Source organism: Stenotrophomonas sp. YJH_SMC_20 (assembly GCF_059367845.1).
Window position 1 is genome coordinate 1 of sequence record NZ_JCAFRG010000003.1, and the last position, 13,629, is coordinate 13,629.

Annotated in this window: 10 protein-coding genes and 1 pseudogene; 10 read left to right on the forward strand and 1 reads right to left on the reverse strand. The window is 63.3% G+C overall.

The window, feature by feature from the left end; genetic code table 11:
* A pseudogene (locus AC5P6A_RS05900) lies at positions 1-112 on the forward strand (IS110 family transposase); the annotation flags it as partial.
* Positions 113-143: 31 nt separating this feature from the next.
* On the opposite strand, the gene AC5P6A_RS05905 reads toward AC5P6A_RS05900, so the two are convergent.
* Positions 144-722, reverse strand: coding sequence for a superoxide dismutase (locus tag AC5P6A_RS05905; protein ID WP_026346913.1), 579 nt, complete (start codon positions 720-722; stop codon positions 144-146).
* Between the two features lie 121 nt (positions 723-843).
* Between AC5P6A_RS05905 and grxD the strand changes: the two genes are divergently transcribed.
* The 9 genes from grxD to AC5P6A_RS05950 all read left to right on the forward strand — a co-directional run bounded on the left by grxD (position 844) and on the right by AC5P6A_RS05950 (position 13,624).
* Positions 844-1,164, forward strand: coding sequence for a Grx4 family monothiol glutaredoxin (gene grxD / locus AC5P6A_RS05910; RefSeq protein ID WP_005408852.1), 321 nt, complete (start codon positions 844-846; stop codon positions 1,162-1,164).
* Positions 1,161-1,937: an SDR family NAD(P)-dependent oxidoreductase gene (locus AC5P6A_RS05915; RefSeq protein WP_111097902.1), complete on the forward strand. Its 777-nt coding sequence runs from the start codon at positions 1,161-1,163 to the stop codon at positions 1,935-1,937. Before grxD ends, AC5P6A_RS05915 begins: the two co-directional genes overlap by 4 nt.
* A gap of 232 nt (positions 1,938-2,169) precedes the next feature.
* Positions 2,170-5,391 carry a TonB-dependent receptor gene (locus tag AC5P6A_RS05920; protein WP_021203584.1) on the forward strand — a complete coding sequence of 1,074 codons (3,222 nt, stop codon included), beginning with the start codon at positions 2,170-2,172 and terminating at the stop codon, positions 5,389-5,391.
* A gap of 252 nt (positions 5,392-5,643) precedes the next feature.
* Positions 5,644-7,032, forward strand: a complete 1,389-nt coding sequence (ppnN, locus tag AC5P6A_RS05925) for a nucleotide 5'-monophosphate nucleosidase PpnN (protein WP_019659018.1) — start codon at positions 5,644-5,646, stop codon at positions 7,030-7,032.
* A gap of 161 nt (positions 7,033-7,193) precedes the next feature.
* Positions 7,194-7,709: a GspH/FimT family pseudopilin gene (locus AC5P6A_RS05930; protein ID WP_021203585.1), complete on the forward strand. Its 516-nt coding sequence runs from the start codon at positions 7,194-7,196 to the stop codon at positions 7,707-7,709.
* On the forward strand, positions 7,706-8,179 hold the full coding sequence (gene pilV / locus AC5P6A_RS05935) for a type IV pilus modification protein PilV (RefSeq protein ID WP_021203586.1): 474 nt from the start codon (positions 7,706-7,708) through the stop codon (positions 8,177-8,179). Before AC5P6A_RS05930 ends, pilV begins: the two co-directional genes overlap by 4 nt.
* 2 nt (positions 8,180-8,181) lie before the next feature.
* Positions 8,182-9,342, forward strand: a complete 1,161-nt coding sequence (locus tag AC5P6A_RS05940) for a PilW family protein (protein WP_233653026.1) — start codon at positions 8,182-8,184, stop codon at positions 9,340-9,342.
* Between the two features lie 2 nt (positions 9,343-9,344).
* Complete coding sequence (locus AC5P6A_RS05945; protein WP_019659014.1) at positions 9,345-9,863, forward strand: PilX N-terminal domain-containing pilus assembly protein; 519 nt, start codon at positions 9,345-9,347, stop codon at positions 9,861-9,863.
* Positions 9,864-9,874: 11 nt separating this feature from the next.
* The gene (locus AC5P6A_RS05950) at positions 9,875-13,624 is read left to right on the forward strand and encodes a PilC/PilY family type IV pilus protein (RefSeq protein WP_180877528.1); all 3,750 of its coding nucleotides are present in this window, start codon (positions 9,875-9,877) and stop codon (positions 13,622-13,624) included.
* The last annotated feature ends 5 nt before the right edge of the window (positions 13,625-13,629 follow it).

Below are 13,629 nucleotides of genomic sequence, written 5' to 3' on the forward strand. Positions count from 1 at the left end.
CAACATCCTGGCCAGAAAGCTGGCCAGGATCGCTTGGGGCGTCTTCAAGAGCGGCCGGGACTTTGACCCGGCCATGCTGAAAGTGGGTCAAGCCTGCTTCCAGCAGGCTTGACCACGAACATAGGATCTCGGCTCTACAGGGGTCAGCGCAGCTGGCTTTCGGCGAATTCCCAGTTGACCAGCTGCCAGAAGGCGTCCAGGTAACGCGCCCGGTCATTCTGGTACTCGGTGTAGTAGGCGTGCTCCCATACATCGCAGCACAGCAGCGGGGTGCTTTCGCCGGTCAGCGGCGTGCCGGCGTTGCGGGTGGCCTGGATGCCGAGCTGGCCACCGGGGTGCTGCACCAGCCATACCCAGCCCGAGCCGAACAGGCCCAGCGCGGCGCGGTTGAACTCCTCGCGCAGGCGCTGCGCGTCACCGAACTGGCGCTTGACCAGCTCGCCCAATCGGCCCTGCGGCTCGCCGCCGCCGCGCGGCCGCAGGCACTGCCAATAGAAGCCGTGGTTCCAGGCCTGGGCGGCCGCATCGAACAGCCTGCCCTGGGCGTGGCGGACGATCTCATCCAGCGACGCTTCCTCCCACTCGGTGCCGAGGATGCCGGCGTTGACGGCATCTACATAGGCGCGATGGTGGCGGCCGTGGTGCAGTTCCACGGTCTGTGCGGACAGGTGCGGCTGCAGGGAGCCGGGAAGGTAGGGCAGGGCAGGCAATTCAACAGGCATGGACAGGTTCGTGGCCAGAGGGGCGGCGGCAGCCGGTTCCATCCGTTTACAATGGCGGCTACCGTGGGCAGTCTAGCCGACCACCGCGGTCGGTTTGTCCGGCGAAGCAAGGAGTGTGGTTGTGGCGGTAATGCAGCAAATCCAGGCCGAGGTCGATCGTTACCCGCTCGTGCTGTTCATGAAGGGCACCCCGCAATACCCGATGTGCGGCTTCTCCAGCCGCGCGGTACAGGCGTTGATGGCGGCCGGCGCGGTCACCCTGCGCACCGTCAACGTGCTGGAAGAACCCGAGATCCGCGCCAACCTGCCGCGCTTTTCCAACCTGCCGACCTTCCCGCAGCTGTTCATCAACGGTGAGTTGATTGGTGGCTGTGACATTGTCCTGGAGTTGTTCGAAGCCGGCGAGCTCAAGCGCATCGTCGAAGAGGCGACCCAAGGATGAGTGCCTGGCCATCGACGTCACCGGCCGACGGGGCGCTCGATGGCCGCCCGTTGCAGGATCGCGTAGTGCTGGTCGCCGGTGCCGGTGGCGGATTGGGTAGTGCGGCGGCAGTGGCTGCTGCGGCCGCCGGTGCCACCGTGGTCCTGCTGGGCCGCAAGCCGCGCCGCCTGGACCGTGTCTACGCCCAGGTGCAGGCGGTCGGCCCGGAGCCGCTGCTGTATCCACTGGACCTGGAAGGCGCGGGCCCCGACGACTATGCCGAGCTGGCCCAGGCCCTGCAGCGCGAGCTGGGGCGATTGGACGGCCTGCTGGTCTGTGCCGCTCACTTCCCTGGCCTGACCCCGTTTGAACTGGCCGACCCGGCCAGTTTCGCCCGCGCGGTGCACGTCACCCTGACCGCGCCGGCCTGGCTGGCCCAGGCCTGCCTGCCGCTGCTGCGGCAGCGTGAAGATGCGGCGCTGGTGTTTGCGGTCGATGCTCCCGAACGGGTGGGGCAGGCTTACTGGGGCGGTTATGGCGTGGCCCAGCATGGCCTGCGTGGCCTGATCGCCAGCCTGCACGACGAACTCGGCCGCAGCCCGGTACGGGTCAGTGGCCTGTACCCCGGTCCGCTGCGCACAGCCCTGCGGGCCCGGGCCTATTCCGTTGATCAGGACCCGGCCGCCCAAGGCCCGGAAGCCGCAGCGGCAGCGGCGGTGACCCTGTTGTCCGGCGCTGGCGCCGCCTGGCGGGGCAAGATTCTCGATGCCAGCGAGGCGCCCCCTGCGGAGTGAGTGCCGGGGAAAGACGGAGTGAAGAGCCCGTCACGATTGCGTTGCGAACCGGTGCCGTTTGTCGCACAACCGTCACATTGATGGCGTAGCGTGTTAATCTAGTGTTAACCGTTAGGGCTGCCTTCAGCCGAGCGGTAGGGAACCCCAGATAACTCTCCGATCAGCCACCCGCAGGGCTGCTTGGATGCGCTTTTTTTCCGCCATCGCCAACTCGCATCGAGGCTACCGAAAAATGACCCACCCACTCCGGATGTCCAAGCTTACCCTTGGTCTCGTGGCTGCACTTGCTGCCGCTCCCGCCTTCGCCCAGAGCAGCACCTCCGCCGGTGTCGGCGGCCAGGTGATGTCCGCCGCAGGCCAGCCTGTTGCCGGCGCTGAAGTCACCATCACGCACACCGAGTCGGGCACTGTTTCGCGTGCCACCACCGATGCGTCGGGTCGCTACAACGCGCGCGGCCTGCGCGTGGGTGGTCCGTACACCATCACCATCACCAAGCCCGGTGAAGGCACCAAGACCGAAGAAGGTGTCTACCTGAACCTGAACCAGGTCAACACCGTCAATGCCAACCTGGGCGGTGATCTGGCTGCGACCAACCTGGACGCGGTGAACGTTGTCGCCACTGCCGGCGGCCTGGACCTGTTCAGCGCCAACAAGATGGGCACCGGCACCAACGTGACCCGCGAAACGATGGATGCATTGCCGTCGGCCAGCCGCAACATCCAGGACTACGTCCGCCTGGATCCGCGCATCTCGCAGGTCAGCAAGGCTGACGGCGCGATCTCGGCCGGTGGCCAGAACACCCGTTACAACGCCATCCGCATCGACGGCATCAGCGCCTCCGATCCGTTCGGCCTGGGCTCCAACAACCTGCCGACCGAGCGTCAGCCGGTGTCGATGGACGCCATCCAGGAAATCAACATCGACCTGGCCAACTACGACACCACCATCGCCGGTGGTACCGGTGCGGTGATCAACGCCGTGACCAAGTCGGGCACCAATGAATTCCACGGCACCGTGTACGGCTCGTACCGCGACAAGGACATGGTCCGTTCGCGCCTGGAAGGTGACAAGCAGGACTTCAACGGCTTCGAGGACGAGAAGACCTACGGCATGACCTTCGGCGGCCCGATCGTCAAGGACAAGCTGTTCTTCTTCACCAACTACGAAAAGTACGAGCGCTCGGCCGCCGGCGTCGCGCTGAGCGACACGCCGATCGGCCGTGGCACCATCACCCAGCAGCAGATCACCGACGTCCAGAACTTCCTGGGCAAGCTGGGCTACGATCCGGGCAGCCTGACGGCGCCGAACAGCAAGACCGAGATCGAGGAGTATGCGGTCAAGCTGGACTGGAACATCAACGAGAACCACCGTGCGGCCCTGCGCTACAACAAGATGGAGCAGAACGTCGTTCGCTTCCCGCAGGTCAGCAGCAGCGCCATCTCGCTGAGCAACTTCTGGTACCAGCAGCCCACTGAGTACGAAACCTGGATGGGCGAACTGTTCAGTGACTGGTCCGAGAACTTCTCGACCGAGTTCAAGGTCTCGCACAAGGATTACTCGGCCAACCGCGTCCCGCTGGTCGACATGCCGCAGATCCGCATCAAGTCGGGCAACGATTCGCTGTACGTCGGTACCGAACAGAACACCCACGTCAACATCGTCGAGTCGAAGGAACTGAGCGCCTTTGGTGCCGGTACCTGGTACATCGGTGACCACACCGTCAAGTTCGGCTTCGATTACTCGAAGAATGACCTGATGAACTTCTACGGCCGCAACCTCAACGGCGTGTACGAATTCAACAGCGTCAACGATTTCCTGGCGGGCAAGGCTTCGCGCTACCAGCTGCGTGCTCCTCGCGCCGATGGCAGCCGCAGCGACATCCCGGCCGACTTCACCCTGAAGAACACCGGCGTGTTCGTGCAGGACACCTGGGCGATCAACTACAACCTGAACCTGATGTTCGGCGTGCGCATCGACATGCCTGACTTCAGCACCCAGCGCCTGTACAACCCGCGCATCGAGCAGCTGTACGGCTTCAACAACACCAAGCTGGTCGACAAGAACCTGGTGCAGCCGCGCGTCGGCTTCAACTACACCTTCGACAGCGATCGCCCGACCCAGCTGCGCGGTGGCGTGGGCCTGTTCGGCGGCGCCGCCCCGAACGTGTGGCTGGCAGGTGCCTACCAGAACACCGGCCTGAACTACATCGAGTACGACGAGCGCAGCATCCCGGCCGGTGCCTTCACTCCGGACGGCAACAACCCGTACATCCCGGCCGGTGGCCCGGCTTCGGCCCGTCAGAACGTCGACATTATCGCGCCGGGCACCCGCCTGCCGTCGGTGTGGAAGGCCAACCTGGCGTTCGACCATGAGCTGCCGTGGTACGGCATCGTCGCGTCGGCCGAAGTGCTGTTCACCAAGGTCAAGGACGGCATCTACTTCGACCGTCTGGACGTGTCGGCGCCGACCGCCTTCGGTCAGGATGGCCGCGCGATCTACTGGAACGATGCTGGACGCAACTCGGCGAACACTCGCATCGATAAGGGTGTCGACTACGGCATCTCCACCGGTACCAAAAATGCAGTTGATCGTTTCAACCGTCCGAAGGACATCGGCGACGTTCTGGTCCTGCGCAACACCGACAAGGGCCGCGGCACCCAGGCCACCTTCTCGCTGGCCAAGCCGCTGACCGAGAACTGGGGCTGGTCGCTGGGTTACACCTACACCAAGTCCACCGAAGTCAGCCCGCTGTCCAGCTCGCAGAACACCTCGAACTGGAACAACACGCTCATCTTCAACGCCAATGAGAACGTGGCCTACAATTCGCGTTACGCGATGAAGGACCGCGTCACCGGCACCCTGGAGTGGAAGCACAACTTCTTCGGTGACAACGCCACCCGCGTGGGCCTGTTCTACGAAGGTCGCTCGGGCCGTCCGTACAGCTACATCTTCTACAACGATGCCAACGGCGACGGTGCCACCACCAACGACCTGTTCTACGTGCCGAAGGGTCCGGGCGACGTGCTGTTCACCGGCGGTGCCGCAATGGAGAAGCAGTTCTTCGACTGGCTGGCGCAGAACCCGGAACTCGATGCCTACCGTGGCAGCGTGGTCCCGGCCAACCGCCACCGCGCCTCGTGGGTCAACAGCTTCGACGTCCGCGTCAGCCAGGAATTCCCGGGCTTCATGAAGGGTCACAAGGGTGAAGTCGCCCTGGACATCATGAATGTCGGCAACCTGCTGAACAAGAAGTGGGGCCTGATCGACGACTACGGCTTCTACTCGACCCGTCGCGTTGCCAACTACGCAGGTATCGATCCGGCCACCGGCAAGTACGTGTACTCCTTCACTGGTTCGACCGACAACCCGTCGGTGCAGGAAAACAACAACGACAAGGGCAACACCGCCGTGTCGCGTTGGTCGATGCAGCTGACCCTGAAGTACAAGTTCTGATCCATCAGCGCTTGAAGTGGTAAGTGGAAACGGCCGGGGAAACCCGGCCGTTTTCCGTTCAGGCGAAAGTCCTTGCAGGGCGTGGGGCAACGGCGTAGCATCCAGAAATGTGCGCGGTGCCAACGCCGCCGATGCGGTCCCGGAATGGCGGACGCGGGCGGCACACATCCAACGGTCGGGCTTCCCGGCCGTTTTGCTTTTTAAGGGGGCGGCAGTACAGTCGGAAACCTTGAAGGAAGCGAAAAATTGGATATGACCACGAACGAAAAATCAGCCCGCGCACTGCCGGTGCAGGACGCGCGGATCTACCCGCGCGGTGGGCTGGATGTGCTGTCGCGGGCCGAAGTGGCACGCCTGCGCGATGCCTCCGCCGGCGGCATGCATGAGCTGCTGCGCCGCTGCGCGTTGGCCGTGCTGACCAGCGGCAGCGCCTCCGACGATCCGCGCGCTGCGCGCGATCTCTACCCTGATTTCGACATCCAGGTAGCGCAGCAGGATCGCGGCGTGCGCATCGATCTGGTCAACGCACCGGCGATGGCCTTCGTCGACGGCGAGATCATCCGCGGCGTCGCCGAACTGCTGTTCGCCGTCGTGCGCGACCTGGCCTACATGGCCATCGAAATGGGCCCGGCCTACGCGGCCGAGCTGGAGTCATCCGAGGGCATCACCAACGCGGTGTTCGGCCTGCTGCGCAACGCGCGCATCCTCAACCCGGGCGATCCGAACCTGGTGGTGTGCTGGGGCGGCCATTCGATCTCGCGCGACGAATACCTGTACACCAAGCAGGTGGGCTATGAACTGGGCCTGCGCGGCCTGGACATCTGCACCGGCTGTGGCCCGGGTGCGATGAAGGGCCCGATGAAGGGTGCCACCATCGCCCACGCCAAGCAGCGCCGTACCGTGACGCGTTACATCGGCCTGACCGAGCCGGGCATCATCGCCGCCGAGTCGCCGAACCCGATCGTCAACCACCTGGTGATCATGCCGGACATCGAGAAGCGCCTTGAGGCCTTCGTCCGCATCGGCCACGGCATCATCGTGTTCGCCGGTGGCGTCGGTACCGCCGAAGAGATCCTGTACCTGCTCGGCATCCTGCTGCGCGAGGAGAACAAGGACCTGCCGTTCCCGCTGATCCTGACCGGCCCGACGGTAGCGGCACCGTACTTCGAGCAGATTGATCGCTTCATCCGCCTGACCCTGGGCGATGCGGCTGCCGAGCGCTACGAGATCATCATCGGCGACCCGGTGGCGGTTGCGAAGAAGATGGCCACCGGCATCAAGCGCGTGCGCGAGCACCGCCTGGCGCAGAAGGACTCGTTCTTCTTCAACTGGTCGATCGAGATTCCGTGGGAGTACCAGCAGCCGTTCGTACCCACCCACGAAGCGATGGCGGCGCTGGACCTGCACCACGGGCGTGCCCCGCACGCGCTGGCGGCCGACCTGCGCCGCGCATTCTCGGGCATCGTCGCCGGCAACGTGAAGGAAGACGGCATGCGCCGCATCGAGCAGTTCGGGCCGTTCCAGATCCACGGTGACCCGGACATGATGCAGGCGCTGGATGCGCTGCTGCGCGCCTTCGTCGAGCAGCGCCGGATGAAGATCTCCGGCGAATACCAGCCCTGCTACCAGGTGCTGGCCTGAGCCTGCGCCGGCGCGATGGGGATCGCGCCGGCACGGGTAGGGGAGGGCGGGTCGTCAAGGCTTTGACGCCCGTCGCCCCGGATTGACCGTTCATCCTGCCGCCGCTTGCCGGTGACGGGGCGATGGCCCATCGTGGCCACCAACACGCTGGGGAGCGTCCAATGTCTTTGCGCCGGCAAAACGGCTTCACGCTGGTTGAGTTGATGGTCACGGTTGCCGTGCTGGCGATCGTGGCCGCGATCGCCTTTCCGAGTTTCCAAGGCACTCTCCGCTCCAATCGGGTTGCGTCGGCAAACAATGAAGTCCTGGGCCTGCTCAGCCTGGCGCGGAGCGAGGCAATTCGCAGCAACCGCGGCGGTGGCGTGTGTGGCAGCAGCGACGGCGCGAGCTGTGACGGTAACTGGTCTGCCGGCATGCTGGCCTTCACTGACACCGATGGTGATGGCACGATGTCCTCCGAGGAAACCGTACTGCGGTTCGTCAGCGGCAGCCCCAAGCTGCAGCTGAGTGGGCCGTCGGAAGAGATCGCCTTCGATGGGCGGGGGCGCCGCCGGGCCGCCAGCGATCAGTCGATCCAGCTGGAGCCGGATGTGTGCAGCAAGGGCGCACTGGACAAACGCACTCTTACGGTAAATGCCTCTGGGCAGATCCGCAGCAGCAAGGAAACCTGCTCATGAACCCGCGTTCCATCCGCGCACGCCAAGCGGGCGGCTTCACTCTGCTGGAAGTGCTGGTTGCAATTATCGTTCTGGCATTCGGCCTGCTGGGATTCGCCCTGCTGCAGACCATGAACGTCCGCTTCGTACAGAGCGCCAACTATCGTACCCAGGCAACCAATCTCGCCTACGACCTGACCGAGCAGATGCGCAGCAACCGCTATCAAGCGGCGTGGTACACCGCCGCGTCGTTTGAGGCAGGCAGCAAAACCGCAGAGAAGGCGTGCACGGCCGACACCGGCGACGTCGCTATTGCTGCAAAAATTGAACGTTGGCAATGCCAGGTTGTGAAGGCGCTGGGTGACGATGCCGGTGCCGAAGTGACCTACAAGGGGGGCGTGGTGAACGTCGCGATCACCTGGGGCGACCAGCGCTGGGATCCGGATGATCCGGACAAGGCCACTACCTTCGCGCTGGCGACGGAACTGTGAGCATGACCATGAAACATCGTACCTCCATGGCTGGTCTATCGCTGGTCGAACTGATGGTTGCCCTGGTGATCAGCTTGGTGTTGATGCTGGGCGTGGTCCAGGTGTTCATTGCCTCACAGACGGCTTCGCGCCTGTCTGAGGGGGCCTCCCGCGTCCAGGAAAATGCACGATTCGCGTTGGACTTCCTGGAGCGGGACATCCGGATGGCCGGGCACATGGGCTGCGTCAACGACCAGGCCCATGTAGTGAAGAATCAGGGAGACCCGGTATCGCATCTCGGTGCGACCTCCGGTGATGGCAGTCCGTTGGATTTCAGTGTTTCCATCCAGGGCTTCGACGCTCCCGACACGGCTCCCGGCGGCAGTCTGGCGCTAGGCGCGGACTGGTCCGCGCCGCAAGGCCTGCCGGCCGCGATCGCCGGATTGAGCCCGGCACCGGCCGGCGGCAGCGATGTGCTGCTGCTCCGGTTCTTCGCCCCGATGGGGGCGCCGGTCACGGCGATCTCTTCCAATGGCGGCGATGCACTCCTGGACGTGGATAGTGACCACGTCGCGCGCCTGACCAGCGATGGCATCAGCACGCCCACTCTGTTCGGCATCGCTGACTGTGGGCATGCCGATGTGTTCGCAGGCACGTTGAGCGCTGCGCGGGTGACTGCGACCTCTCTGGACCTGTCGCGCTACGTGGCCCAGCCAACCGGGCAGACGATGCTCTATCGCGCCGAGTCGATGGTCTATTACGTGGGTATCAATCCGGAGACGAAACAGCCTGGCCTGCGGCGAGCGCGTGCCGACAGCGATGGGGAATACACGATCAATGAAGAGTTGGTGGAAGGCATCGAAAGCCTGCAGCTGATGTACGGCCTGGACAACACTGCCAACATCAGTATCAGCACTCCGCCGGCCGGCAACATCACCCAGCTCGACGCAGCCGGCGGGGTCAGCACGGATGCCAATGCCGAGGGTGCTGCACAGTGGTTGCGCGTGGGGCAGGTGCAGGTTGGATTGCTGGCGCGCAGCCCATCGCCGTCGTCCTCGGCCCAATCGGCCAATGCGCTATCGGTGCTCGGCGTTGAGTTCACCAACAGTGACAAGCCCGACGGTCGCTACCGGTCCAGTTATGAAGTGTCGATTGCCCTGCGCAATCGCTTGTTCGGAAACTGATCATGCCCCATTTCCAGCGTTCATTCAGACCCGTCACCGCCCCCCGCCAGCAACGCGGTGCGGTGTTGTATGTCGCGTTGATCATGCTCATCCTGCTGGCATTGCTGGGTATCGCTGGCATGCAGGTGGCGGGCATGCAGGAGAAGATGGCAGCCAACTACCGAGCCGCCAACCGGGCGTTCCAGAATTCAGAAGGTGTGGTGCGTGCAGCCGAGCGCACGGTGGAACAGATCGCCAATCGCCAGGATGTCGGCGACGAGAGCCTGGTACAGGCCAGCGATGTGTCGCGGGTCTGCGATGACGGATTTGACCCGGCCGATTGGGCCGTGGAGCGCCGCGACGATACTCGCCCTGCCGTCAACGTAAGGCAGATCGACAGTTGCGTCATTGGTGAATCGGCACTGGAGATGGGGCGGCCACTGGAAGACATCACACCGATCTACCAGATCACCGGATTTGCCACTGACGATGTGGATGCCAGCTCGTCCGCAGTGGTCATCGATACCGTATTCAAACTCTGAGGACGCAGGCCATGGCTTCGCGCAAATTCCGCTTCATGGCCGCAGGTGGCGCCGCACTGGCGCTGGGTGGGGGCTACTTCATCTATACCCTGATGGCGGCCCAGGGCCAGGGTACGCTGGCGCAGGCGCCGCTGAACATCCAGGTTCAGACGCCACCGGCATTCCTGATGGCGCTGGATGATTCCGGTTCGATGCTGTGGGAAACGCTGAACAATACTCGTGATGGTGTCTATCGCTGGGATGGCAGCAGCTTCTACAACCAGGGCGTTGCCAACGGCTACGGTGATTCCGTGCAGCGCTATCTGTATGTATTTCCGAGTTATGGGCGTGATAGCCAGGTGGCCATACCACCGCTGGACAATTTTGGATTCGCACGTTCCCCGGACGTCAACCCGTCGTATTACGATCCCCGCGAAACCTACCCCGGTTGGAAGACGGGCCTGTCGGGCGAGGCTGCCTCCAATTACATGGAGATCAAGCCGGCCAATGCGCCTCTTGATCCCCGACCAGCTGGTGCACCTGCCAAAATCGGCGGTTCACTGAATCTGACTGCGGATTCCTTGTTGACCAGCATGGCTACGGGGGCGAAGGATCCGGCGAACTGGCGCTTCCGCTTTCGTTCCGGCATGAAGCTGCCGGTAGGCGCCCGTATCGAGATCAATCGGTGCAGCTTGAGCGGTGGAGTTACCCAGAAGGAAGACAAATTCCTCAGGGTCACCCGCGAGGCCACCATCAGCAGCTCATTCTGCGATGCTGCTGTGGCCTTCTATCCGGCCACGTTCTTCCTGGCGGATCCTGCCACGTTGCCTGCGGAGTATGGTTACACCGCCACTCCGGTGGCGATAACCAATCCGGCTGGTGGGCGGCCAGGCACCCTCTACAAGTATGAAATCAAGCTTGAGAATTTCAACAAGGACGAGGGCAAGTACAACGCTGCCATGCAGAGCTTTGCAAACTGGTTCAGCCTGTACCGGACGCGTCGTGAGGCGTTGATCGGTGCCGCTACCAATGCACTGTACGACACCACCAATCTCCGCGTGGGCTGGTTCCGTATCAATGGCCAACGTCCGGTGACCATGTTCAACATGACCACCGAATCGGAAAGAGCGCGGCTGCTGGGGGAGATCATCGGTGAGATGCGCGCCAGTAGCAGCACGCCGAACCGTTCGGCTGCGGACTACCTCGGTAAGCAGTTCCAGCGCACGGATGAAGGGGCGCCTGTGCTGCTGGCTTGTCAGAAGAATGCGGGCATGCTGTTCACTGACGGCTATATCAATGAAAGCGAAAACAAGACTCTGATGAAGGACCTGGTGGCGCCCTACTACAAGGGCCCGCTGGTCGAGGACCTTGATAACAGCTCTGTGCCGGTTCCTGCAGAGTGCAGCAGTTCGAGTCCGGACCCGTCATTGGACTGCAACAAGAAGCTGCACATGAATTTCTACGGCGTGACGCTGGGGACGCTGGGCAAGGAGTTCGGCGTCAAGTACCTTCCGGATCCCAAGCGCCCCTGGGTGCTCAGCCCAGATCCGTATGTTGTCAAGCCCAATTTCCCGACCACGACGCAGGATCTCAAGCCGGAAGCGGTCGACGAGCTGTGGAACGCGGTGTATGACACCCGCGGCGAGATGGTCAACGCCACGCGCCCGGGCGAAATCACCGCTGCCATGCGCCGGATCATCAGCAATGTTGCCCAGGGGGCCACGCCGTCCGGCTCGCGTTCGTTGACGGGGGCTCGTATCGGCGTGGGCTCGCTGTCGGTGGAGCCGTTCTACGAGGCGACCAACAACGGCACCGACTGGTACGGCAGGCTGCATGCCTACTCGCTGAAGGTGGACGAATCAACGCGCAGGATTGTCTCGGAGGAGGCATGGGAAGCGTCGGCGAAGATGCCAGCGGCCGCATCGCGCCGCATCCGCTTCTGGCGCAACGGTGAACTGGTTGATTTCACCGGCAGTAATGTCAGCCTGGCCAACCTGTGCGACAAGTCGAGTGTGATGTATCCGGGCATGCTGATCTGCAGTGCCTCGGAACTCGAAGGGCTCGCCACGAATTCGGCTACCGCCGTTGCGTACCTGCGTGGAGACACAACCAACGAAAAGCGCAGCGGCGGCAAGCTGCGCGACCGTACCACAGTGCTTGGGGACATCATCACCTCTACGCCGGCCCTGAGCTCGCCGCTCGATGACTACGGCTTCCGTCGCCTGCCAGGCGCGATGGGCACCAGTTATGCCGACTATATGGTCACCAAGCGCAATGACCGACGCTACATGGTCTACGCGGCTGCCAACGACGGGATGCTGCACGCCTTTGATGGCGGCATGGGCGCGGATGGCGAGATGGACAGCGATGGTGGCAAGGAGCTGTTTGCCTATATCCCATCCACATCGTTGGGTCATATGGGCAATCTGTTGCTGCCCAACGATCCCACCAACCAGAACGTCCAGCGCTTCCAGCATCGCTACTATGTCGATGGCCCGGTGACGATCAGTGATACCTACAGCGGCGGAAGCTGGACGACCTCGCTGGTCGGCACGGCGGGTGCCGGTGGGCGCAGCGTGTTCGCGCTGGATGTGTCTGATCCGGCCAGCTTCGGCGGCACCGGTTCGCTGCTGTGGGAGATCAGTGATCTCAACGCCTCGCTGGATGAGGACGTAAGGAGCAATATCGGCTACGTGCTGGGCAAGCCGGTGATCGTGCCGATGAAGAACTCTGACGGCTCGGTGGGCTTCAGGGCGATCTTTGGCAATGGCTATGAAAGCAAGAGCGGAAAAGCCGTGTTGTTCGTGGTCGACATGGCGGCTGGCAATACGCCGACCATCCGCATGATCGAGGCGGTCGAGTCGGGTACGGATCTGCCTGCCGGCAGCAATGGGCTGGGCAACATTGTGGTGGTGGATCGTTGGGGTGGGGCTGGACAGAACGAACGGGTCCGCGATGGTCTTGCTGATACCGTCTATGGTGCTGACAAGCGCGGAGCGGTCTGGAAGTTCGACCTGCGTGCCGACGCGGCACCGACGGTTCCGCTGTTCACCACCGATACCCATGTCGATCGCAGTGACAAGCGAACCTATCGCCAACCCATCACCGGCGGCTTGACGGTAACCACAGGCCCATCCGGTGGCGTGATGCTGATCTTCGGCACCGGCAGCTTCTCGTACTACGGCGATGAGAACGACGCTGCGGTGCAGGCGCTGTATGGCATCAATGACGTTGAAACCGGGCAGCCCAGTGCTACGCTGACGTCGGCCAATCTGCGCCCGTTCGCGGCGCAATTTGAGAATGGCGTTCGCACCCTGCTTCCGGGCACTGTTCCGGCGCTAAGCCGCGGCTGGACCGTAACGCTGTCCAACAAGGAGCGTGCGGTCGGCAATCCGCGCATCGTTTCCGGAGTGGTGTTCATGCCCACCTATATCCCGTCCGAGGCCAAGGGCTGCTCGGTGGATGGCGCGAACTGGGTGTTTGGCCTGCAGGCCGGCAGTGGCGAAGCGGCAATGTCGCAGGTGCGCTTCGGTGCACCGGACGGCACGTCGCCGGGGGCAGGTACGGCCGGTGTACCCCTGGAAACGGGCGGCAACGCACCGGTCAGGGATGTCACGACCTCTGTTGTCCCTCGCCTTGCGCCGCCGGATCCGGGTGAACCAGGGACTCCTCCACCGACGCCGCCGGGCGAGGCCTGTCTGATGCAGATTTCGGTGGCAGGTGCAAAACCGATGTACTTGCCTTACCCGTGTGGTCGCCAGTCGTGGAGGCAGATCCAGTGAGTAGT

What these genes read in the sequence shown, in the direction of transcription:
- AC5P6A_RS05905 (WP_026346913.1), bottom strand. Translation starts at nt 722, where the DNA reads ATGCCTGTTGAATTGCCTGCCCTGCCCTACCTTCCCGGCTCCCTGCAG.
- AC5P6A_RS05920 (WP_021203584.1), top strand. Translation starts at nt 2,170, where the DNA reads ATGACCCACCCACTCCGGATGTCCAAGCTTACCCTTGGTCTCGTGGCT.
- AC5P6A_RS05940 (WP_233653026.1), top strand. Translation starts at nt 8,182, where the DNA reads ATGACCATGAAACATCGTACCTCCATGGCTGGTCTATCGCTGGTCGAA.
- AC5P6A_RS05950 (WP_180877528.1), top strand. Translation starts at nt 9,875, where the DNA reads ATGGCTTCGCGCAAATTCCGCTTCATGGCCGCAGGTGGCGCCGCACTG.
- ppnN (WP_019659018.1), top strand. Translation starts at nt 5,644, where the DNA reads ATGACCACGAACGAAAAATCAGCCCGCGCACTGCCGGTGCAGGACGCG.
- AC5P6A_RS05945 (WP_019659014.1), top strand. Translation starts at nt 9,345, where the DNA reads ATGCCCCATTTCCAGCGTTCATTCAGACCCGTCACCGCCCCCCGCCAG.
- AC5P6A_RS05915 (WP_111097902.1), top strand. Translation starts at nt 1,161, where the DNA reads ATGAGTGCCTGGCCATCGACGTCACCGGCCGACGGGGCGCTCGATGGC.
- pilV (WP_021203586.1), top strand. Translation starts at nt 7,706, where the DNA reads ATGAACCCGCGTTCCATCCGCGCACGCCAAGCGGGCGGCTTCACTCTG.
- AC5P6A_RS05930 (WP_021203585.1), top strand. Translation starts at nt 7,194, where the DNA reads ATGTCTTTGCGCCGGCAAAACGGCTTCACGCTGGTTGAGTTGATGGTC.